General features: G+C 64.7%; 19 protein-coding genes and 1 pseudogene. 7 read left to right on the forward strand and 13 right to left on the reverse strand.

The features are described 5' to 3' along the window. The first annotated feature begins 109 nt into the window (after positions 1–109). Positions 110–595, forward strand: a complete 486-nt coding sequence (locus NKH60_RS01145) for a thioesterase family protein (protein ID WP_352870896.1) — start codon at positions 110–112, stop codon at positions 593–595. A gap of 147 nt (positions 596–742) precedes the next feature. Then, complete coding sequence (locus tag NKH60_RS01150; protein WP_023676715.1) at positions 743–940, forward strand: hypothetical protein; 198 nt, start codon at positions 743–745, stop codon at positions 938–940. A gap of 72 nt (positions 941–1012) precedes the next feature. On the opposite strand, the gene NKH60_RS01155 is transcribed toward NKH60_RS01150, so the two are convergent. After that, positions 1013–1492 carry an Lrp/AsnC family transcriptional regulator gene (locus NKH60_RS01155; protein ID WP_352831290.1) on the reverse strand — a complete coding sequence of 160 codons (480 nt, stop codon included), beginning with the start codon at positions 1490–1492 and terminating at the stop codon, positions 1013–1015. Between the two features lie 90 nt (positions 1493–1582). On the opposite strand from NKH60_RS01155, the gene NKH60_RS01160 reads away from it, so the two are divergent. Further along, positions 1583–2485 carry an EamA family transporter gene (locus NKH60_RS01160; protein WP_352831180.1) on the forward strand — a complete coding sequence of 301 codons (903 nt, stop codon included), beginning with the start codon at positions 1583–1585 and terminating at the stop codon, positions 2483–2485. On the opposite strand, the gene NKH60_RS01165 is transcribed toward NKH60_RS01160, so the two are convergent. Continuing rightward, the gene (locus NKH60_RS01165; protein WP_352831181.1) at positions 2486–3385 is read right to left on the reverse strand and encodes a dienelactone hydrolase family protein; all 900 of its coding nucleotides are present in this window, start codon (positions 3383–3385) and stop codon (positions 2486–2488) included. Positions 3386–3638: 253 nt separating this feature from the next. Here NKH60_RS01165 and NKH60_RS01170 point away from each other — a divergent pair, with 253 nt between their 5' ends. Further along, positions 3639–3809, forward strand: coding sequence for a hypothetical protein (locus NKH60_RS01170; protein WP_352471599.1), 171 nt, complete (start codon positions 3639–3641; stop codon positions 3807–3809). Between the two features lie 9 nt (positions 3810–3818). Continuing rightward, complete coding sequence (locus tag NKH60_RS01175) at positions 3819–4250, forward strand: hypothetical protein (protein ID WP_352815403.1); 432 nt, start codon at positions 3819–3821, stop codon at positions 4248–4250. Positions 4251–4260: 10 nt separating this feature from the next. On the opposite strand, the pseudogene NKH60_RS01180 reads toward NKH60_RS01175, so the two are convergent. Next, positions 4261–6572: pseudogene (locus NKH60_RS01180) on the reverse strand (glucose/quinate/shikimate family membrane-bound PQQ-dependent dehydrogenase). Between the two features lie 252 nt (positions 6573–6824). Here NKH60_RS01180 and NKH60_RS01185 point away from each other — a divergent pair. After that, positions 6825–9548: an ATP-dependent helicase gene (locus tag NKH60_RS01185; protein WP_352614311.1), complete on the forward strand. Its 2724-nt coding sequence runs from the start codon at positions 6825–6827 to the stop codon at positions 9546–9548. A gap of 12 nt (positions 9549–9560) precedes the next feature. Here the strand turns inward: NKH60_RS01185 and NKH60_RS01190 are convergent, their stop codons facing one another. The 5 genes from NKH60_RS01190 to NKH60_RS01210 all read right to left on the reverse strand — a co-directional run bounded on the left by NKH60_RS01190 (position 9561) and on the right by NKH60_RS01210 (position 14609). Continuing rightward, positions 9561–10610: an ABC transporter permease gene (locus tag NKH60_RS01190; protein ID WP_352505624.1), complete on the reverse strand. Its 1050-nt coding sequence runs from the start codon at positions 10608–10610 to the stop codon at positions 9561–9563. Continuing rightward, positions 10607–11404, reverse strand: a complete 798-nt coding sequence (locus tag NKH60_RS01195; RefSeq protein ID WP_352505623.1) for an ATP-binding cassette domain-containing protein — start codon at positions 11402–11404, stop codon at positions 10607–10609. Before NKH60_RS01195 ends, NKH60_RS01190 begins: the two co-directional genes overlap by 4 nt. Positions 11405–11490: 86 nt before the next feature. Next, on the reverse strand, positions 11491–12504 hold the full coding sequence (locus NKH60_RS01200; RefSeq protein WP_023676725.1) for a substrate-binding domain-containing protein: 1014 nt from the start codon (positions 12502–12504) through the stop codon (positions 11491–11493). 165 nt (positions 12505–12669) lie between these two features. Then, complete coding sequence (locus tag NKH60_RS01205) at positions 12670–13575, reverse strand: sugar phosphate isomerase/epimerase family protein (protein ID WP_352505670.1); 906 nt, start codon at positions 13573–13575, stop codon at positions 12670–12672. Then, positions 13575–14609 (reverse strand): Gfo/Idh/MocA family protein, encoded by a 1035-nt coding sequence (locus NKH60_RS01210; RefSeq protein WP_352505622.1) that lies wholly within the window; start codon positions 14607–14609, stop codon positions 13575–13577. The genes NKH60_RS01205 and NKH60_RS01210 overlap by 1 nt, the downstream gene beginning before the upstream one ends. A gap of 196 nt (positions 14610–14805) precedes the next feature. Between NKH60_RS01210 and NKH60_RS01215 the strand changes: the two genes are divergently transcribed. Continuing rightward, the gene (locus tag NKH60_RS01215; protein WP_023676728.1) at positions 14806–15831 is read left to right on the forward strand and encodes a LacI family DNA-binding transcriptional regulator; all 1026 of its coding nucleotides are present in this window, start codon (positions 14806–14808) and stop codon (positions 15829–15831) included. Between the two features lie 10 nt (positions 15832–15841). Here NKH60_RS01215 and NKH60_RS01220 read toward each other — a convergent pair whose 3' ends face one another. From NKH60_RS01220 to NKH60_RS01240, 5 genes are read right to left on the reverse strand one after another with little or no spacing between them, the layout of a single operon-like run. After that, complete coding sequence (locus NKH60_RS01220; RefSeq protein WP_352831184.1) at positions 15842–16759, reverse strand: ribokinase; 918 nt, start codon at positions 16757–16759, stop codon at positions 15842–15844. A gap of 31 nt (positions 16760–16790) precedes the next feature. Continuing rightward, entirely contained in the window at positions 16791–17666 is an 876-nt protein-coding gene (locus tag NKH60_RS01225) for a MurR/RpiR family transcriptional regulator (RefSeq protein WP_352831186.1), read from the reverse strand. Then, positions 17663–18640: an ABC transporter permease gene (locus NKH60_RS01230; protein ID WP_352831188.1), complete on the reverse strand. Its 978-nt coding sequence runs from the start codon at positions 18638–18640 to the stop codon at positions 17663–17665. The genes NKH60_RS01225 and NKH60_RS01230 overlap by 4 nt, the downstream gene beginning before the upstream one ends. A 16-nt stretch (positions 18641–18656) precedes the next feature. Beyond that, positions 18657–20183, reverse strand: coding sequence for a sugar ABC transporter ATP-binding protein (locus NKH60_RS01235; RefSeq protein ID WP_352831190.1), 1527 nt, complete (start codon positions 20181–20183; stop codon positions 18657–18659). Between the two features lie 56 nt (positions 20184–20239). Next, positions 20240–21298, reverse strand: coding sequence for a sugar ABC transporter substrate-binding protein (locus tag NKH60_RS01240; protein ID WP_352831192.1), 1059 nt, complete (start codon positions 21296–21298; stop codon positions 20240–20242). Positions 21299–21338 lie beyond the last annotated feature (40 nt).

Consider the following 21338-nt stretch of genomic DNA (forward strand, 5'->3'; position numbering starts at 1 on the left):
GCGAATGGACCAGCGTCCACCCTTGTTCTGCATCTACGGATGCGTAGTCTCACCAACCACGCTCTGTCCAGTCCACGCTCATCCCGGCATGACGAGAAGGAAGTTTCCGATGCCCATCCCCGCCCCTTTCGTCTCCCGCGCCATGGACATCGAGGAGGCCTGGATCGACTACAACGACCATCTCAACATGGCCTACTACAACGTGCTTTTCGATCGTTGCTCCGACGAAGCCTTCGAGATGATGGGGATGGGGCCGGATTATGTGAAAGAACGACGGCTGACCATCTACACGGCGGAAGTCCATGTCTGCTACGTCCAGGAGTTGCATCTCGACCACAAGGTCACGGTCTCGTTCCAACTCCTCGACCATGACGACAAGCGGCTGAGGGCCTATCAAGAAATCCGCCATCTCGACGGCTGGCTTGCCGCCACATCCGAAACGCTGTCGCTGCATGTCGACATGGCTGGCCCGAAGGTGGCGCCCTTCCCCGCCGACGTCCTGGCCAGGGTGGAAGCGATGCGCGCCGCCCATGCTGCCCTGCCGATGCCGGAGCGCGCCGGCCGCTCGATCGGTATTCGTCGTAAGTCGGCTTGAACCACGGTCCAACCGCCGTTAACCTTACCGAGGTTTTAACGTGAACAAGCCGAATTGAGACGTTGAACGACTCAGCGCGGCGTTGGAAAACCGTCCGCATCGAATTGCGATACGGGCGGCGGAGCAGCAGCGGTTCGGGGAACGTGCATGAAAACCGATATCAAGGTCGAGGCGGACAGGCTGGCGGCTGATCCACGCATCACCGACTATGATTTCTGGCGCTCGCTGAAGAACCTCAATAACGAGATCTTCCACATCGCCAACAACAACGAGCCGATCCCTTTCGCCATGATCCGCTGGCGCGCCATCCTGAAGCAGGCGCGGATGAAACGCGGCCACGCCTGAACGGTGGGGGAAGAAACAGACCGGCCGTCCGGTTTGCATTTCTGATGATGTGCTGACGAACGATCCCAAGCGTCACAGCTGGCGCTTCACCGCCCCCAGCGGCGATCGCGGCACCACGGGCGACGACTGGATGATCGCCGTATTGGTCATCGCGAACGGAATGATCCGGTCGATCACCCGTTCGAGCTCGGCCACCGAGCCGACATGCGCCAAAGCGATGAAACAGTCCTCGCCGGTGACCCGGTCGCATTGGGCGATTTCCGGTAGGTCGCGGATGATTTCGGCCACGACAGCCAGTTGCCCCGGCACCGGCCTGATCCGCAGCCATGCCGACAGCTTCATGCCGAGCGCGGCCGGATTGATACGCACCGTATAGGCCTCGATCACACCGCTTTCCTGCAGCCGCTTGATGCGCTCGGCAACGCTCGGCGCCGACAGGCCGACCGACCGCGCCAATTCGGCGGTGCTGGTGCGCGCGTCCTTTTCCAGCAGGCGCAGAATTTTCAGGTCCGCCGGATCCAGATCGCTATTTTCATTTCGAAAGCGTTTCAGCGGAATACTCCTTGCTTTCGGAAAGGAAATGGCCGAAATGCCCGGCAATTATCCATATCAATGGCAACAATCGCCTGCGATACTGATCCCATGCAAGATCGGACGCAAGCCCCCGCAGCAAGTCCGGCACTCGCCGGCCCCGCCTTTACCCTGGCAAACGCGGTCCCGCCGCATCTCTGGTTCGGCGTCAGCGCCGTGTTCCACTATCTCGGACCGGCCTTCGCGGTGCTGCTTTTCCCGCATGTCGGCGTGCTCGGCATGGCTTGGCTGCGCATCGCCACCGCGGCACTCGTCTTTGCCCCATTGACCCGGCCATGGGCGGTCTTCGCCCGCGCCGATCGCTCGACGCAGTTGCTGCTTCTGGCCTTCGGCGCCTGCCTTGGCGTGATGAACTGTTCTTTCTACCTGGCGCTCGATCGGCTGCCGATCTCCCTGGTGGCAGCGATCGAATTCGTCGGCACGATCGGCGTCGCGCTTGTTGGCCTCAGAAGCCCGCGCAATCTCGCCGCCCTCGCAATCGCTGTCGCCGGCACCCTGCTGCTAATCGACGTCAAATGGTCGAGCGATCCCGTCGGCCTGTTCTGGGCCTTCCTCAACGGCACGCTGTTCGTTGGCTACATCGTTCTTGGCCACCGCGTCGCGCGCGCCGGCGCTGGTGACGGCATCGCCGGGCTGGGTGCCGCCATGGCGGTCGCCCTTCTCGTCGTTCTGCCGATCGGTTTCGCCGATGCTCTGCCGGCTTTCTCGGCGCCGCCGCTGCTGCTTGCGGCGGTCGGCGTCGGCATCTGCTCGTCGGTCATTCCCTATATTTGCGACCAGCTTGCCATGTCGCGGCTGCCGCGCTCCAGCTTCGCGCTGATGCTGTCATTGCTGCCGGTCACCGCAACGTTGATCGGCGTCATCGTGCTGCGGCAGGTGCCGAGCCTCACCGACTGCCTTGGCATCGCCCTGGTGGTGGCCGGCGTGGCGTTCCATAAGCCGGCGCCGGACTGATCAGGCCAGCTTCTCCTTGAGGAAAGCGATCGTCCGGCCCCAGGCGAGGTCGGCCGCCTTCTTGTCATAGCGGGCCGCCGACGTGTCGTTATTGAAGGCATGGTTGGCGCCTTCATAGACATAGACCGAGTATTCGACATGAGCCGCGTCGAGTGCCTTCTTGAAGGCATCGATACCGGCATTGGTGCGGGTGTCGAGCCCGGCATAATGCAGCATGAGCGCGGCCTTGATCTTCGGCACGTCCTCGGCCTTTGGCTGCATGCCGTAATAGGCGACGGCGGCGGCGAGGTCCGGCGCGTTGACGGCCAGCATGTTCACCGTGCCGCCGCCCCAGCAGAAGCCGACGGCGCCGACCTTGCCGTTGCCGTCCTCGTAGCCTTTGAGGTAGGCGACGGTTGCCACGGCATTGGCGGCGACCTGTGCTGGATCGAGCTGGGAAAACAGGTCACGTGCCCTGTTTTCATCGTCCGGCGTGCCGCCGAGCGATGTCATGAAGTCCGGCGCAAGCGCCACGAACCCTTCCAGCGCCACGCGCCGCGCCACATCGCGAATATGCGGGTTGAGACCCCTGTTCTCGTGCACCACGATGACCGTGCCAAGCTTGCCGGTCTGCTCCGCCGGCCTGACCAGATAGCCCTTCATCTCGCCGGCGCTGCCGGGATAGCTGATGTCCTCGCCTTTCACACGCGGATCGTCTTCCGCCACGATTGCCGCCTGGGCCGAGTTCGCCGCCAGCAGCGGCGCGATCGCGGCAGCTGCCGCACCCGATCCGGCAAGCCTGGTCAATTGCTCCATGAAGCGCCGCCGGTCGAGCGTCAGATGCGTGTATTCGTCATAGGCGTCGATCATCGCCTGGGTAATGACAGGCTCGGCGGCAATGGGTCCGGCAGGTGTTGTCATGGCGCGCTCCTCGTCGGCGCCCCCCGCGGCAACATAGAGCCGAAGCTTGCCTGGTCCAGTCACGGCTGAGTGAGGCTGCCATAAGTCCCTGCACGACGCCGTGATGCCGCGCGCCGCACTGTCGTTAAATTTTGGTCCTTTGTGGCAATGCTAAATGCACGCACCACGATGTAAAAAGAAGTTACCGGGCTATGCCTCACTCGGGCCATTTGGCGAACGAGAATGGCCATTTGGCGGGAAAAAGAATGCCTGATTGACGACGAAGGAATATGCCATGACCTTTCCCTCCCCGCTTCTGGCAAGTGGGTTCGCCCTCGCCGCTATGGCTTTGCTGGCGCTGCGGTTCACTGCCTTCACCGCATTCAAACGATCGTTGATCAAAATCCGCGCCAACCGGCACCCGCCCGCAAACACCAAAGCCTGAGGAAAGGTCATGGACGTTCAGGACATCATCAACACCGTCTCCCAGAAATCTGGTCTCAACCAGGCTTTGACGGAAAAGATCGCCGGCACGATTTTCTCGGTGCTCGAACACGAGGCGGAAGGCACGACCCTGTCCAGCTTCTTCGCCAAAATCCCGGGAGCCGACGCCCTGGCCAAGCAATATGATGTCATGGCTCCCGGCGCAGCTTCCGGTGGTGGCCTCCTGTCCTCGCTGGAGGGCGCGCTCGGTGGCGCTCTCGGCGAAAAGACCGGCGCGCTGATCAACGGCGTCGCCATACTCAAGGCATCAGGCCTCACGCTCGCACAGATCAGCCAGGCCGGCACAATGCTGGTCCAGCAGGCCGAGACAGCCGCCGGCCCGCATCTGACCAGTGAGGTACTTGCATCGGTACCCGACCTGAAAGGGCATCCCGGGCTCTGAAGGAACTTCTCTATTTCGGCAGCGTGTAGGCCATCACATAGTCGCCCGGCTTGGTACCGACCGAGCCGTGGCCGCCGGCAACGATGACGACCAACTGGCGTCCGTCGGCTACCGTGTAGGTCATCGGTGTCGACTGCCCGCCGGCCGGCAGCCGCGCCTGCCAGAGCTGTTTGCCGGTCGTCAGGTCATAAGCGCGCACATAGTCATCGACCGCCGCACCGAGGAAGGCGACGCCGCCGGCAGTGATCATCGGCCCGCCAATGCCGGGCACGCCGACCTTGAACGGCAGCGGCAGCGGCGTCATGTCGTAGACGGTGCCGTTGCGATGCTTGTAGACGATCTTGCCGGTCCGAAGGTCGGCACCCGCCACATAGCCCCAGGGCGGCGCCTGGCAGGGAATGCCGAGCGGCGACAGGAACGGCTTCAATATCACTGCGTAAGGCGCACCGTCATTGCGGTTCAGGCCTTGTTCGCTGCCCTTGGTGTCACCGGGCGGCGGCACGTCGGCGCGCGGCACCAGCTTGGAGATGAACGCCAGGTATGTCGGCATGCCGAACATCACCTGCCGGACCGGATCGACTGCCACGCCGCCCCAATTGAAGGTGCCGAAATTGCCGGGATAGATCAGCGAGCCTTGCAGCGACGGCGGCGTGTAGCGGCCCTCATAGCGCAGCTTCCGGAGCTCGATCCGGCAGGCCAGCTGGTCGAACATGGTGATGCCCCACATGTCGGCACCGGTCAGCGGTTTCGGACTGAAGCTCAGGTCCGAGACCGGCTGCGTCGGCGAGGTATGGTCGCCCTCGATCGCGCCGCCCGGTGCCGGCACTTCCTTGACCGGAACGATCGGCTCGCCGCTGCGCCGGTCGAGCACATAGAGGTCGCCCTGCTTGGTCGGCCCGACCAGCGCCGGCACCACGCCACTTTCCGTGGTGATGTCGACCAGCGTCGGCTGCGCCGGCACGTCCATGTCCCAGAGATCGTGGTGCACGGTCTGCCGCACCCAGCGCAATTGTCCGCTGTTGAGATCGAGCGCGGTGATCGACGAGGAGAATTTCTCGTCATTGGCGCTGCGCCCGGCGCCGAGCTGGTCCGGCGTCTTGTTGCCGAGCGGCACATAAAGCAGGCCGAGCTTCTCGTCGGCGCTTGCCGTCGACCACATGTTGGGCGAGTTGTTGGTGTAGGTCTGGCCCGGCGGCAGCGGCGTCGTCTGGTCCGGATTGCCGGAATCCCAGTTCCACAACAGCGCGCCGGTGTCGGCATCGTAGGCACGAATGACCCCGGACGGCTCCTGCGTCGAATAATTGTCGTTGACCGCGCCGCCGACGATGATCTTGTTGGGACGATCAGCGGCGCCGAGGTCGAATAATAATAGCCCGGCTTCGGATATGGCATGTTGGCGACCAGGTTCAGCGTGCCGCCTTCGGCGAAAGTCGGGCAGACCTGGCCATTCGCCGCATCGAGCGCGATCAGCCGGGCGTCGGATGTCGGCAGGTAGATGCGTGTGGCGCAGGGCTGGCCAGCGGCGACCCTGGCATCGGCATAATAGGACACGCCGCGGCAGGTCTGGTGCTGGCGGTCCTTGTTGAGCTTGACCTGCGGATCGAAGCGCCATTTCTCCTTACCGCTCGCGGCATCGATGGCGATGGCGAAATTATGCGGCGTGCAGATGTAGAGCGTGTCGGCGATTTTTAGCGGCGTCACCTGATAGGTCGTCTCGCCGATGTCGTCGGGCCCTTTCACGTCGCCGGTGCGATAGGTCCAGGCCGGCTGCAGATTGGCGACGTTTTCGGCGGTGATCTGGTCGAGCGGCGAATAGCGCTGGCCATATTGCGTGCGACCGTAATAGTGCCATTCGCCAGCCGGCACGTTGCCGCCGAGATCGGCCGTCGGCGTCACCTTGTCGGTGTTGAGTTCACCCGCAATATCCTTTGGATCGGTCGTCATCGAATAGCCGGCGACCGCAAGCGAGGCCAGCACGGCGAGGATCAGCGGCGCGCGTCCGTCGGGACCGGTAAGCCCGCGCCGCGCCCATGGCGTCAACAGCCATAGCGCGACAAGCACGATGATGCCGCCGCGCGGGCCGAGCTCCCACCAGTCGAAGCCAATCTCCCAGACCGCCCAGGCGAGCGTGCCGAGCACGATCGCCGCGTAGAGCCACAGCGCCGTGGATCTGCGCCTGTAGAGCAGCCAGGCCGCGACAAGGAAAGCTAGACCGACGATGACGTAGTACCAGCTGCCGCCCAGCGTCACGAGCCAGATGCCGCCGCCGCCAACCGCCAGGCCGATGAGGAAAAGGATCAGGGAGGTAATGACCACAGCCAAGACGGTGCTCCTTCGACTGGTGCGCTCCGCGACGCGTCCATGGGCAACCCGGCATTGCGCTCCTGCCCCCACGCAACTTTCTCCGGCCCGCTTCCCCTGTCAAGCAAGCTCGGCGTTTTACGGTGCCGACCCATCGCAAGCCCGGCGTTTTGGTTAGCGGACCCATCCAGATTGTGAGTCCACCGACTGGACAGAGAACAAAACGGAGACACTTCTGGCCTTTCGCTGCCGAATCACTACATTCGGGGAGAGATGTCCGGCTTTTCGGAAGACATGCCTTTTTTTGACGAACCGAACGCGCGGCCCGTGGCCCCGTCGGGCATTGCCGCGCGCGCCATGGCTGCCCGCAGCAACCAGAACAATGCGCCCGACTATCTCAAGGGGTTGAACCCCGAGCAGCGGCTGGCGGTTGAGACCACTGAAGGCCCGGTTCTGGTGTTGGCCGGCGCCGGCACCGGCAAGACGCGCGTCCTGACCACCCGCATCGCCCACATCCTTGCCACCGGCAAGGCTTTCCCGTCGCAGATCCTCGCCGTCACCTTCACCAACAAGGCGGCGCGCGAGATGAAGCAGCGCATCGGCCTGTTGATCGGCGAAGGCAATGTCGAGGGCATGCCGTGGCTCGGCACCTTCCACTCGATTGGAGTGAAGCTGCTGCGCAGACATGCCGAGCTGGCCGGGCTCAAATCCGACTTCACCATTCTCGACACGGACGACGTGGTGCGCCTGATCAAGCAGCTTATCCAGGCCGAAGGGCTGGACGACAAGCGCTGGCCGGCCAAGCAGTTCGCCCAGATGATCGACGGCTGGAAGAACAAGGGCCTCGGTCCCGCCGACATCCCCGAGGGCGATGCCCGTGCCTTCGCCAACGGCAAGGGCCGCGAGCTCTACAAGGCCTATCAGGAGCGGCTGAAAACGCTGAACGCTTGCGACTTCGGCGATCTCCTGTGCCATCCGATCCGCATCTTCCGCGCCAATCCGGACGTGCTGAAGGAATACCACAAGCGCTTCCGCTACATCCTCGTCGACGAATATCAGGACACCAACACCGCCCAGTACATGTGGCTGCGGCTCTTGGCGCAGCGGCCGCAATCCTCCCCCCTTGAGGGGGAGGTGCCCGCGAAGCGGGCGGAGGGGGTTGCCGCAGAAGGCACCGCTAGAGCGTCGAGCACTGCCGCCGGTAGGTCGAGCACTGCCGCACGGACCCCACCCGACCGGGCTTTGCCCGGCCACCCTCCCCTCAAGGGGGAGGGAAGCCCGCGCCTGTCCACCGTAAATATCTGCTGCGTCGGCGACGACGACCAGTCGATCTATGGCTGGCGCGGCGCCGAGGTCGACAACATCCTGCGCTTCGACAAGGATTTTCCCGGCGCCACCATCATCCGGCTGGAGCGCAACTATCGCTCGACCGCGCACATCCTCGGCACCGCCTCCCACCTCATCGCCCACAATGAGGGCCGCTTCGGCAAGACGCTGTTCACCGAAAAGATCGCCGAGGACGACGAGAAGGTGCATGTCCATGCCGCCTGGGATTCCGAAGAGGAGGCCCGCGCCGTCGGCGAGACCATCGAGGCCTACCAGCGCCAGAAGCACAATCTCAACGACATGGCGATTCTCGTCCGCGCCTCCTTCCAGATGCGCGAATTCGAGGATCGCTTCGTCACGCTCGGCCTCAATTACCGCGTCATCGGCGGCCCGCGCTTCTACGAGCGGCTCGAGATTCGCGATGCGCTGGCTTTCTTTCGCGTCGTCGCGCAAGGCGCCGACGACCTCGCCTTCGAGCGCATCGTCAACGTGCCGAAGCGCGGCTTGGGCGAGGCCACCATCCGCCAGATCCACGACACCGCACGGGCGCTGCGCATCCCGATGCTGGAGGCGGCGGCAAAACTTGCCGAGAGCGACGAGCTGAAGCCCAAGCCGCGCGCGGCACTGCGCGAGGTATCGGCCAATTTCGAACGCTGGCAAAAGGCTCTCGAAACCACGCCGCACACCGAGCTCGCCGAGACCATTCTGGAGGAGAGCGGCTACACCGACATGTGGAAGAACGACCGCTCGGTCGAAGCGCCCGGTCGGCTCGAGAACTTAAAAGAACTGATCCGCTCCATGGAGGAGTATGAATCGCTGCGCTCTTTCCTCGAACATGTCGCGCTGGTGATGGACGCCGAGCAGAACGCCGAGCTCGACGCCGTCAACATCATGACGCTGCATTCGGCCAAGGGCCTCGAATTCGAAACCGTGTTCCTGCCCGGCTGGGAAGAAGGCCTGTTCCCGCACCAACGCTCGCTCGACGAGGGCGGCCGCTCAGGGCTGGAGGAGGAACGCCGCCTCGCCTATGTCGGCCTGACCCGCGCCAAGAAGAACCTGCACATCTGGTTCGTCTCCAACCGCCGCATCCACGGCCTCTGGCAATCGACCATCCCGTCGCGCTTCCTTGACGAGCTGCCGGAAGCCCATGTCGAAGTTTCCGAGAGCGGCAACTCCTACGGCGGCTACGGCAATGCCTATGGCGGCGGCTCGTTCGCCTCCGGTCGTGGAGGCCAAGGTGCAGGCAGGCAGAACCCTTATGGAGCGTCGCGCTTCGACAACATCGGCGGCAATAACGGCGCCGAAAAATCCGGCGCTTTCTCCAGCACCTATGCGACACCGGGCTGGCAGCGTGCTCAGGCCAACCGCACCGAGGCGACCGACCGCAATTGGGGCACGCGCTCCGGCCACCAGGTCGAGCGCATCGGCTATGGCGAAACCGACTCCGGCTACGGCGCCGGTCGCACCTCGGTCAAAGGGCGCACTATCGACGGCGAGCTGGTCGCCAAATCCGTCGCCGACACGCCGTCCCCCTTCAGCGTCGGCGACCGCGTCTTCCACCAGAAATTCGGCAACGGCAACATCTCGGCCATCGAAGGCAACAAGCTGACCATCGACTTCGACAAAGCCGGCCAGAAACGCGTGCTGGACGGGTTTGTCACCGGGGTGTGAGGCCGCCGGGCGCTAGCGATACCGCGCCTGGTTCCACTTGTGGCCGAGCAGCGACAGGATGATGATCAGGCCGTTGAAGAACTGGACGTAGAAGCCGCTCAGGCCTGCCGCGACGACGCCGGTCTGGATGAACGAGACCGTGACCGCGCCGATGGCGCCTCCGACGACGGTACCGATGCCGCCCCAGGTCGGGGTGCCGCCGACGAACACCGATGCCAGCACCGGCAGCAGGTATCCGTCGCCCGCCGTCGGCCACCAGGTGAAGTTGATCATCACCGAGAACGTGCCGGCGATCGCCGCGCCGATACCGACGAAGACGAACACTTTCACCCGCACGCGCTTGACGTCGATACCCATCTGCTGGGCGCTGTCGGGATTGTCGCCGACCACCTTGACCTGCGCGCCGAAGCGATGGCGGTTGTAAAGCAGCGCCGACAGCACGACGAAGCCGATGGCCCAGAAGATCTGCACCGGAATGCCATAAAGCTGGCTGGAGAAGATCTTGTAGGCCCAGCTGTCGGCAAGACCGGTCAGTGCCGTCGACCTGCCCTCGTTGATGATCTGGATCAGGCCGCGCAGCAGGAAATTCATGCCGAGCGTGGCGATCAGCGACGACAGCCCGCCATAGACGACCAGCGAGCCGACCAGGAAGCCGAGCAGCATGCCGGTGACGATTGCGGCGGCGATGCCGAGGAACGGGTCGTAGCCGGCCTGCACGACCAGCGCGAAGACCCATGAGGCAAAGCCCATTGTCGCCGGAAACGACAGGTCGATCTCGCCGCAAGTGACGACGAAGACCAGCGGCACCACCACGAACAACGCCACCGGCAGCGTGGTCAGCACGGAACTGTAGAGATTCCAGGTGGTGAACACGATCGGGTTGGCGATCATGAACACCGCCATCATGACGATGAACACGGCAAGCGTGCCGAGCGCGGCGCGGTTGTCGAGGATGAACCCGCGCAGCCAATTGTCGGACGGGTGTCTCCACTCTTTCCCGGCGGCCTCATTATGCGTGCCGCCGAGGGGGCTCTGCAGATCGGGTTCCATGGTCTTGCTCATCGTGCCGCCCTCCCTGCATCGCCCGCGTCGTGCAACCCCGGCAATCCGCTGGGGTGGGCGACGTCTTCCATGAAATTGATCAGATCCTCGGCCGATTTGACCTCGCTGCGGTCGGCGGTGAGCGCGACCTTGCCGCGGTCCAGCACCACGAAGCGATCGGCGATATCGAAGACGTGGTGGATGTTGTGGCCGATGAACAGGATCGAGCGACCGCTCGCCCGCACCTGGCGCACGAAGTGGAAGACCTTGGCGGTCTCGGTCAGCGATAGCGCGGTCGTCGGTTCGTCGAGGACTATCAGCTCCGCCTTCTTATAGATGGCCCGCGCGATCGCCACGCCCTGCCGTTCGCCGCCCGAGAGCTGGCCGACGATCGACTGTGGCGTGAACACTTTCGAGGTGAAGCCGATCTCGCGCATCAGCCGGCTCGCCTCCGCGATCTCCTTGTTGACCTTCAGCCAGCCAAGCCAGCCGGTGAGTTCGCGGCCCATGAAGATATTGCGTACGATCGTCTGCTGCACGGCGAGCGCCCGGTCCTGGAACACCGTTTCGATACCGGCGTCGCGCGAGCGCGCAGGGCTCCATCCGGTCACCGGCTTGCCGCGGACGAGAATCTCGCCGCTGGTCGGTTTGACCACGCCGGACAGGATCTTGATCAGCGTCGACTTGCCGGCGCCATTGTCGCCGATCAGACCGACCACCTCGCCGCGATCGACGCTGAGATTGACCCCGCCCAGCGCATAGACCTGGCCGTAGGACTTGGTGATGTCGCGCAGTTCGATGATGCGTTCGGCCATGGCGATCCTCGCTTGATTGTCGCGTGCCGGCCTTTTCGCCGGCGGTCCCGCCGGCCGGGCTCGATCCCGGCCGACGGCTTGGGAGGTCAGCGCAGCGCCTGCTTGGCGAGCTCGGCGACGATCTCGTAATTCTGCGGCGTGACGAAGCCGGCGCCGGTATCGACATTCATCGGTGCGAGACCCAGCACAACCTGCTGGCAGAGGCTGAGGATCGGCAGATAGCCCTGCAGGAACGGCTGCTGGTCGGCCGTCAGCTGCACCCAGCCGCCCTTGAAGCCCTCGACGATCTGCGGGCTGGTGTCGAAGCCGAAGTTGAAGATATCGCCCGGCTTCCTGCCCGCCGCCTGCATGTAAGTCGGGACGTTGCCCAGCATCTGTCCGCCGGGATAGCCAACCGCCTTGACGTCGGGATTGTTGAGCAGTGCCGCGGTGATCACCGGAAGGGCCAGATTGGGGTCGGAAGCCCATTCGCCGCTTGGCGGCGAGGAGAGCTGTATGACCTCGACGCCCGCTTCCTTGAGGGCAGCGACAGTGCCGCGTTCGCGCGCGCCGCGGCTCTCGTTCTCGAACGGGCCGATCATGATTGCCTTGTCGCCGGCCTTGAGCCCGGCCAGCTTGACCGCCTCGGCACCAAGCGCGCGGCCCTGCTGCTCCTGCTGGGCACCGACATAGCCGCCGCCGAACGCCGCCGTGACCGTCGGCACCGGCACGTTCTGGTACATCATCTTGATGCCGTCCTTGTGCGCCTGTTCGGCCAGCGGCATGATCGCGGCGTCGCCCGGGTGGCCCATCATGGCGATGCCTTGGGGCTTGACCGCGACAGCCTCGCGCAATTGCTGCACCATCTTCTCGACATCCCACTGGGAAAAGATGTAGTCGACCTTCGGCCCGAGATCGGCCGCCGCCTGCTTCGCGCCATTATAGACGATCGTGCCGAAGGCATCGCCCTCGGCGCCGCCGACGAAGAAACGGATATGGACATCCTTACACCACTGGGCATCGAGCGCCTGCGCCGGCAAGGTCGAGAGTGCGGCGGCGAGCGCCATCGCGGCCGCCGCGACGGTCGAGCGCAGAACTGTCCTTCTCATCGTAATGCTCATGCACTTATCCTCCCTTTGTTCCCTCGCTAGCCGAGGGGTTTTGACGATCGCTTCGGCATTGCGCCGCAATCTTTCGCTGGCCGGCACCTCCCGCCGGCTTGTCCTGTTTTTATGCATGTCGTTATCGCAAAACCGCTGGGCACTTTTGCGCGACATGCATTAGCCTCACACCGGGTTCGGCAGGTAGCTCGCGCCTCCCCGGCATTGTTGGAGATAATCCAGTGCCCGCGCCTGGCCGGTGATCTCGAGATCGCCGCGATAGACCGGGTCGTGCCAGCCCTCGATGTCGATGGCGCCCTTGTAGCCGGCCAGCCGCAGCTCGCTGATCACCCGCGTCCAGTCGCTGTCGCCGAAGCCAGGGGTGCGCATCTGCACGAACGGCAGGCGGCCGAACACGCCATGTTCGCGGATCACGTCCCAGCGCACCGTCGCGTCCTTGCCGTGGACGTGGAAGATACGCTGCGCCCATTTGCGGATCTGCGGGATCGGATCGATCAGATAGACCAGCTGGTGGCAGGGCTCCCACTCCAGGCCGAGATTGTCGTTTGGCAATTCGTTGAATATCAGCTCCCAGGCGTCCGGATTGTGGGCGATGTTCCAGTCGCCGCTGGCCCAGTTGCCGTCCATGGCGCAGTTCTCGAAGGCGATGCGCACGCCCTTGTCGGCGGCCCGCTTGGCGAGCGGCCCCCAGACCTCGCGGAAGCGCGGCAGGCTGTCGGGCAGCGGCTTGCCGCGGATGCGGCCGGTGAAGCCGCTGACCATGTTGGTGCCGAACCGATGCGCGTTGTCGATGATCGTTTCCCACGCCTCGAGCACGCCGCGATCGATCTCGCCGCTCTCCAGCGGATTGCCGAACACGCCGATCGACGAGACGATGACATCGGCATCGCCGATCGCCTCGCGGATCTCGCCCGCCAGCCGCGGAATGTCCTTGCCGCCCAGCGTCTGCCAGAAGAACGGCTGGATGCTCTCGAAGCCGAGCGGCAGGATCTGCCTGACATAGGCGGCCGGGTCGTCGAGGTTCGCACGCACCATGGTGCCGATCCTGATGTCGAGCAGCGGGTTTGGCATCATGACCCCTCCTGTTGAGCGATAGCGACCCGGCGCCCGGTTTCGGCGCTCTCGATCGCAGCGAAAACCATGGCCAGGCTCTTGATGTTGTCGGCGCCGCGCGTCTCCGGCTCGGTGCCGGTTTCGACGGCGCGGACGAAATCCTGGATGATGCCGAGATGGCCGCCGACACGATCTGCCGGGTCGAGCGGCGGCACGGCTATCGGTTCGGTGCGGTCGAACAGGCCTTCACGGACCGGCCGCACGACTTCCGCCTTCAATCCGTCCGCGCCGTCCCAGACAATGCTGCCGCGCTCGGCGACGATCCGCCATGTACTGTCCCAGCTTGTACGGAAGCCGGCCGCGCACCAACTGCCGGCATAGGTGAACAGCTTGCCGCCGCCGAGGTTGAAGCTTGCGGCTGCCGACGACCCTTGCCGATACCAGGAGTTGGCCGGCTCCCACTCCTGGCAATAGACGCCGGCCGGTTCGCCGGCCACCATGTAGCGGGCTGCATCGAATGTGTGGATCGCCATATCGAGCAGCAGCACATGGCGCATCTCTTCGCGAAAACCGCCGAAATGCGGCGCAACGAAGAAATCGGCGTGGATGCTGGTTGGCGCACCAATGGCGCCGGAATCGAGAAAGCGCCGGATGCGCCTGACATTGGCGACATAGCGGCGGTTCTGCACGACGGCATGGATGCGGCCGGCGCTGCGGGCCGCCTCGACAATGGCACGCGCATTGTCCGGGCTGTCGGCCAGCGGCTTTTCGGTCAAGAGATGGCAATGGTGGGCAAAGGCGGAAAGCGCGACCTCGCGGCGGGCGGCGGGAACCACGACGTCGAATACCGCGTCGGGCCTGGTCTGGTCGAGCACGGCGTCGAGCTCAGTTCCGATGACGGCGCCGGAAAGCTCGTATTCGCGCGCCCTTGCCCGCGCCCTTTCGGCGTCGAGATCAACCAGGCCGACAATGGCGAGCCCGTCGATCTGCTTGGCCGCATCGAGCCAGGCCTTGCTCATCGCGCCGCAGCCGACCAGGACGACATTGATCATCCAGCACTCCTCCCTCTCGGCCCCTCCAGACCGATCGTCACGGCGTTCACGGCAGAGCCGCAAACGTTCTTCCGTAAACGTTTACGAGAACACACCCGATGGCGTAGAATGTCAATTGGCCGGCTGTGAAAAATCGTGGCGTCGGCTTGGCCCGGAGAGCAGCCGGTGCTAGCCAAGCAAGGGGGAGAACTGTCCTTTGGCGTCCAGCATTCACGACCTTGCGCGTCACCTGAATATTTCGATCGGCACGGTGTCGCGCGCGCTCAACGGCCGCGCCGATGTCAATGCCGACACACGCCAGCGCGTGCTCGATGCGGCCAAGAAGCTGAATTATTCGCCGAACCAGTCCGGCCGCAGCCTGCGGCGCGGCGCCACCCATTCGATCGCCTTCATGCTGCAGCCTCATCCGGGCGACCAGGAATATGGCGAGCCGTTCTTCATTCCGTTCCTGACCGGGTTGCAGGCCAAGCTCGCCGAAAGCGGCCTCGACCTGATCGTGGTGATGGGCGCGCCGGGCGACTACCAGCAGGAGCGCCTGCGCCGTGTCGTCGAGACGCGGCGGGCCGATGCCGTGGTGCTGGCCTGGACGCGGCGCGAGGACGAGCGCATCGACTATCTGACCCAGGCCGGTTTCCCGTTCGCGACGCTCGGCCGCAGCCGCTCCGGCGGCGATTCCTATCCCTCGCTCGACCTCGATTTCGAAAAAGCCGGGGCTGACGCGGTCGATCGTCTCGTCGCGCGCGGTCACCGCCGCATCGCCGCCATCCGCCCGTCGCTCGACCTCAATTTCGGCTATCTGTTCCTCGCCGGCTATCGCAAGGCGTTGCGGCGGCACGGCATCGAATTCGACCCCGAGTTGATCGCCGACGGCTTCATCAACGAGGCCGGCGGCTACGCGGTGACGCCGAAGGTCATGCGCTCCAAGGACCCGCCGACGGCCATCATCTTCAACAATGATGCGATGGCGCTTGGCGGCTGCAAGGCTCTGGCCGAGGCGGGCATCAGGCCCGGCCACGACGTTGCGGTGATCGTCATCGTCGACACCCCGCTCTGCCGCTATTTTTCGCCGGCGCTGACCGGCTTCCGCCCGGCGCTCGAGCCGATGGGCGAGCGGTTGGCCGAAATGCTGCTGGCATCGATCCCGGCTTACGCCGGCGCCGAAGGCGCACGCATCATCCGTGAAGTCTGGCCGCTGGAACTGATCGCGCGCGACAGCGATTGAATCGCGGCGCTCACTGAGCAGGCTCAGATTGATCAAGACCCCCGCGCTCGCGCTCCGGCGTTGCGACCAGCGAGGCAGCGGCGGCATTGGCGGCGGCAAGTGCCGCCTCGACGGGCTCTCCACGCGCAAGCCCCGCCGCAAAGGCGCCGACGAATTCATCACCGGCACCGTGGGTGCTGACCACCTCCACCGGCATCGCCGGCAAGGCGAATGCCTGGCCGTCGCGGTCGCAATAGGCAATGCCCTCGCCGCCGGCCGTAACGATTGCAGCCGGATAGGAACCGACGAGCATGCCGGCCGCCTTCGCAGCACCCTCGAGCGTGTCGACGACCGGAACGCCGGCCAGGAATTCCGCCTCGATGGCGTTGACGATGACGATGTCGGTCAGCGCGATCAGTTCGGCTGTCAGCTTTCGCGCCGGCGCCGCATTGAGAACGACGCGGCCGCCATGCGCCTTCACCGCTCGCGCCGCGGCAATGTTGGCGGCTTCCGGTACCTCGTTCTGCAGCAGCAGAACCGCCGTTTGCGCAATCAGCTCGGCCGCCTCAGTAATGTCCTTTTCGCCGAGAGTGAGATTGCTGCCCGAGACGATCACCGCGCCATAGTCGCCGCTGTCGTCGAAAATCGCTACGCTCATGCCCGAGCCGGCGCCCGAAGCCACTCCCACGAAGCGCTGGTCGACGCCGTTGCGATCGAGATTGTCGAGAAGCGCGCAGCCGAAATCATCGTCGCCGACAGCTCCGATCATCGCCGCACGCACGCCGGCCCGCGCTGCCGACACCGCCTGGTTGCCGCCCTTGCCGCCGCATTTCGGATGCCAGGCATGGCCGGTGACCGTTTCGCCCTTGCGTGGGCGATCGGGGGCTTCGACCAGGATATCGTAATGCAGGCTGCCGAATACGGTCACCAGCGGCGGAGGAGCCGTCATGTGCCCCAGACCTTCATGAGCCGCTTGCCTTTCATGAGTTCTTGTCTTTCCGTTTCGACGTCACCGCAGACATGGTACGGCCGAGATTGCGCTCCGCCGCCTGGTAGTCGCGTTGCGCGACCGCGACGAACAGCGCGTCGAGAATGTTGAGCTGGGCAATGCGCGCCGCTGCGTTCTCACCCATCAACGGCGAGCCTTGGGCGGTCGAGCAAAGCACGATGTCGGCGATGGCTGCCAATGGCGAGTTGTCATAGTTGGTGATGGCCAGCGTGCGCGCGCCGCTTTTGCGCGCAAGTTGGATGGCGTCGATAACAGCGCTCGTGTTGCCGGAATGCGAGAAGCCGACGGCGATGTCGTCGGCGCCGAGCAGCGAGGCCGACATCAGCATCATGTGCGAATCGTCATAGACAGAGGTGCGGATGCCGATGCGCAGGAATTTGTGCGAGACGTCGCGTGCGATCTGCGCCGAACCGCCGACGCCGTAGAAATCGCGGTTCCTGGCGCGGTAAAGCAGATCGGCGGCACGGTCGAAATCGTCCATGTCGAGGATGGCGAGCGTCTCCTCCAGCGCCTGGATAGAGGTGCGGAACACCTTCTGCACGATCTCGGCCGAACTGTCGTCCACCGACAGCTCCTGATGCATCTCGGCGGTCGGCAGGCGACTGTATTCATAGACCGCCGTGCGAAAGTCGCGATAGCCGGAAAAACCCAGCTTCTTGGCGATCTTGACCACCATCGCCTCCGACACACCGGCCTCCTCGGCGATCTGCTTGAGCGGTATGGTCTCGTCGAAGCCGCGCCGTCCGAAGACGGTTTCAACCACCTTCGCCTCGAGCGGCGTCAGATGCGGCATCATCATGCGAATGCGCGGTCCTACTGCTTTCAGGTCCAGCCCGGTCAAGGTCATCCACGTCCCCTCGTCACGCGATCGATAAGCATCGCGGCGAGGATTATAAGGCCAGTTGCCAGGAGCTGATAGAAGGACTGCACGTTCATCAGCGTCAGGCCGTTGCGCATGCTGCCAAGAATGACGGCGCCCAGGATGGTGCCGACGACGCTGCCCTTGCCGCCCATCAGCGAGGCACCGCCGATCGCCGCCGCCGCTATGGCGTCGAGTTCCCAGAGATTGCCGAGAATGGGCTCGGCGGCACCCAGCCGGCCGATCAGGATCTGCGCTGCAAGCGCTGCCAGCAGGCCCGAGATCATATAGGCGGCGATCTTGGTGCGAGCGATCGGCACGCCGGCTATGTAGGCCGCCTCCTCATTGCCCCCGACGGCGAGCAGATATTCGCCAAACGGCGTCTTCTTGAGGATGATCCAGGCAATCAGCGCGACCACGGCCACGATGATGACCGCCAAGGGCAATCCGAACAGCGAGCCGTTGAAGATGGCACGGAAGCCGGCAGGCAGGCCGAGCACCGGATTGCCGCCGGTATAGATCAGCGCCAGCGCCCGGTAGGTGCTGAGCGTTCCCAGCGTGACGATGAAGGGCTGCAGCCCGACATAGGCAACCAGCACGCCGTTGAGCAGTCCGCAGGCGAGGCCGATGGCGAAGCCAGCGGCGATGGCCAGCGGAAACGGCACTCCGGCAACCAGCATCGAGGCCGAGATGACCGCCGAAAGGGCTGCCGTCGGCCCGACGGACAGGTCGATGCCGCCCGAGATGATGACCAGCGTCATGCCCAACGCCAGGCACGCATTGATGCTCGATTGCTGCAGGATGTTGATCAGGTTACGCTCGGCAAAGAAGCCGGGGACCAGCACCCCGAAGACGGCGAGGATCACCACCAGGCCGATCAGCGTGCCGGCGTCGCGCACGGAAAACCGGTGCAGGAAATCTGCCCTTGGGCGCGCTGCTGTGTGTTGGGTTATATCGGTCATCGGCTGGTCCTGTCCGTTATGCACCGGCCCGATGGCCTTGCGCCTTGCCGGCCTCAATCTCCGTTTGGGGTATGGCGTACGCGGCGATCGCCTGTTCGCTGAGACTTGCGCGGCCCAGTTCGGCGGCGACCGTGCCGTCGCGCATGACCAGCACGCGGTCGGCGAGCCGGATCACCTCGGGGAGTTCGGACGACACGACGATTACCGAATGGCCTTCGGCGGCGAGTTCCTCGATCAGGTGGTAGATCTCCGCCTTGGCGCCGACATCGATGCCGCGCGTCGGTTCGTCGAACAGAAGGATCCGCGTTCCCGCCGCCAGCCAGCGGCCCATGATCGCTTTCTGCTGGTTGCCGCCGCTGAACAGGCGGATCGGCCGGTCGAGCAGGAACGGCCTGAGATTGACCCGCTTCATCTTCTCGGCCGCGACCCGTTTCAGCCTTTTGTGATCGATGACGCCGCGCGGCGCGAACACGCCCATCGAGGCCAGCGCCATGTTGCTGGAGATCGACCGCAACGGCACGATGCCTTCGCGCTTGCGCTCCTCCGGCACCAGACCGATGCCGGCCGCGATCGCGTCGCGCGGACTGGAAAGCTTTACCGCCGCGCCGTCGATCTCTATTGCGCCTGATGAGGCCCGGTCGGCGCCGGCCAGCAGCCGCAGCAGTTCGGTGCGGCCCGAGCCGACCAGGCCAGCAACGCCCAGCACCTCGCCGCGATGCAGGTCGAACGAAACGTCACGGACCTTGGTTGCCGAGGCGAGGCCACGCACGCTCAGCCTGATCTCGGGAGAAGCATGCGAGCGGTGTTGTTCCTGGGCAAGCTCGCGGCCGACCATCATCGAAACGACGGCCTTTTCCGACACCTGCGCGAGATCGACGGTTTCGACCACAACGCCGTCGCGCATGATGGTTGCGCGCTGGCAGATGCCGAACACCTCGTCCAGCTTGTGCGAGACATAGACGACGGCGACACCGTCGCGTGCCAGACCGGCAATAACTTCCGCCAGCCGTTCGAACTCGCTCGGCGTGAGGCTCGACGTCGGCTCGTCCATCGCCACGATCCTGGCGCGGTCGAGCAGCGCCCGCGCGATCTCGACGATCTGCCGCTGCGCCACCTTCAGGCTGCCAAGCGGGGCTGCCGGATCGATGGTCGGGTCGATGGCGGCCAGCGCTTCCGCAGCGCGGCTCTCCTGCTCGCGCCGTGCGACGAAGACGCCGCCGCGCGTCAACGGATGGCCGAGGAACATGTTCTGGGCGACGCTGAGGCGTGGCACCTGCTGTAATTCCTGATGGATCATCGCCACGCCGGCTGCGCGTGCGGCGACCGGATTGTTCAGCATCACCGGCTTGCCGTCGATCAGCACGCTTCCCGCCGTCGGTCGGTAGACGCCTGACAGTATGCGCAGCAGCGTCGATTTGCCGGCGCCGTTTTCACCGAGCAGGCCATGGATCTCGCCGGCGCCGACCGAAAACGACACTTCGCTCAGCGCCCGCACAGCCGGAAACTCTTTGGAAATGCCCTCGAATTGCAGCCGCGCTGACATTGCTTCGGTTCTCCAGGCAAGGTGCCGACCCAAGGCCGGCACCTGCCGGCCCTGCTCTACTGGCCCGCTGCCGCGTCCTCGAGCAGCGCCTTGCGCACGGCATCGCCGCCGCCGGAGTAACGGTCGGCATTGTCCTTGGTGATCAGCGCCTGCGGCGTGGCAACGACGCGCGGCAGCTTCTGCCCGGCCACCAGCCGCAGCGCAGATTCCAGCGCCACCTCGCCGGTCAGCACCGGGAATGAATCGACGGTGCCGGTCAGCTCGCCGGCGCGGATCGAGGCATAGGCGTCGGAGATGCCGTCGGTGCCGAAGACCGCAACCTTGTCCTGCAGCCCGGCAGCCTTGACCGCCTCGACGATGCCCAGCGCCATGCCGTCATTGTTGGCATAGAAGCCGATCAGGTCGGGGTGCTGTTGCAGGATGTTGGTGGCCGCGTCGTAGGAGGTCTGGCGATCCCAGTTACCGGGGACGCTGGCGACGACGTCGAACTTGCCGGCCTCGGTGATCGTTGTCTTGAAACCATCGGTGCGCTGGACGGCGGCGTAGACGCCGGCCTGGCCTTCGACGATGGCGACCTTGCCGCCGTCCGGCCGGTTCTTGATGAACCATTTGGCGACGCGCACGCCGTTGTCGCGCTGGACATTACCGACATAATGCTCGGCCTGCGGGATGACCGCGTCGTTGACGTTGACCACCGGCACGTTGGCCGCCTTGGCCTGTTCCATGATCGGCTGCAGGTTGGAGTCGGTCTGCGGCGAGACGAGCAGCACGTTGTAGCCCTGTGTGACCAGGCCTTCGGCGATGGTGAGCTGACCGAGCTGGTCGCCCTCGCTCTGCGCTGCCTGGTAGACGACGGGCACGCCGGTGCGGTCGCCGAACGACTTGTAGCCCTCCCCCAGCGAGCGCCAGTATTCATTGGTCAGCGTCTTGGAGACCGCACCCGCCTTGGTACCCTCGGGCAACTTGGGGAACGCCCCGAACTTGGCCTCGAGCTGCGACCAGTCGATGCGATCCTTCTCGGTGTCGGAATTGAGCGGCGCGAGGTCCGCGGAAAAAGCCGAGCCGATGGACAGCGCCATCAGGGCAGCGGCAGCGGTGGCAAGTAGAAATTTCATGATCTTCCTCCCTTGTTGAAAAACGGTCTATGCCGCCGGC

It is taken from the genome of Mesorhizobium sp. M1006 (assembly GCF_040318825.1).
Classification (GTDB): domain Bacteria; phylum Pseudomonadota; class Alphaproteobacteria; order Rhizobiales; family Rhizobiaceae; genus Mesorhizobium.

What these genes read in the sequence shown, in the direction of transcription:
- NKH60_RS01205 (WP_352505670.1), bottom strand. Translation starts at nt 13,575, where the DNA reads ATGCCAAACCCGCTGCTCGACATCAGGATCGGCACCATGGTGCGTGCG.
- NKH60_RS01220 (WP_352831184.1), bottom strand. Translation starts at nt 16,759, where the DNA reads ATGACGGCTCCTCCGCCGCTGGTGACCGTATTCGGCAGCCTGCATTAC.
- NKH60_RS01210 (WP_352505622.1), bottom strand. Translation starts at nt 14,609, where the DNA reads ATGATCAATGTCGTCCTGGTCGGCTGCGGCGCGATGAGCAAGGCCTGG.
- NKH60_RS01160 (WP_352831180.1), top strand. Translation starts at nt 1,583, where the DNA reads ATGCAAGATCGGACGCAAGCCCCCGCAGCAAGTCCGGCACTCGCCGGC.
- NKH60_RS01240 (WP_352831192.1), bottom strand. Translation starts at nt 21,298, where the DNA reads ATGAAATTTCTACTTGCCACCGCTGCCGCTGCCCTGATGGCGCTGTCC.
- NKH60_RS01175 (WP_352815403.1), top strand. Translation starts at nt 3,819, where the DNA reads ATGGACGTTCAGGACATCATCAACACCGTCTCCCAGAAATCTGGTCTC.
- NKH60_RS01230 (WP_352831188.1), bottom strand. Translation starts at nt 18,640, where the DNA reads ATGACCGATATAACCCAACACACAGCAGCGCGCCCAAGGGCAGATTTC.
- NKH60_RS01150 (WP_023676715.1), top strand. Translation starts at nt 743, where the DNA reads ATGAAAACCGATATCAAGGTCGAGGCGGACAGGCTGGCGGCTGATCCA.
- NKH60_RS01145 (WP_352870896.1), top strand. Translation starts at nt 110, where the DNA reads ATGCCCATCCCCGCCCCTTTCGTCTCCCGCGCCATGGACATCGAGGAG.
- NKH60_RS01185 (WP_352614311.1), top strand. Translation starts at nt 6,825, where the DNA reads ATGTCCGGCTTTTCGGAAGACATGCCTTTTTTTGACGAACCGAACGCG.
- NKH60_RS01165 (WP_352831181.1), bottom strand. Translation starts at nt 3,385, where the DNA reads ATGACAACACCTGCCGGACCCATTGCCGCCGAGCCTGTCATTACCCAG.
- NKH60_RS01190 (WP_352505624.1), bottom strand. Translation starts at nt 10,610, where the DNA reads ATGAGCAAGACCATGGAACCCGATCTGCAGAGCCCCCTCGGCGGCACG.
- NKH60_RS01225 (WP_352831186.1), bottom strand. Translation starts at nt 17,666, where the DNA reads ATGACCTTGACCGGGCTGGACCTGAAAGCAGTAGGACCGCGCATTCGC.
- NKH60_RS01235 (WP_352831190.1), bottom strand. Translation starts at nt 20,183, where the DNA reads ATGTCAGCGCGGCTGCAATTCGAGGGCATTTCCAAAGAGTTTCCGGCT.
- NKH60_RS01195 (WP_352505623.1), bottom strand. Translation starts at nt 11,404, where the DNA reads ATGGCCGAACGCATCATCGAACTGCGCGACATCACCAAGTCCTACGGC.
- NKH60_RS01200 (WP_023676725.1), bottom strand. Translation starts at nt 12,504, where the DNA reads ATGAGCATTACGATGAGAAGGACAGTTCTGCGCTCGACCGTCGCGGCG.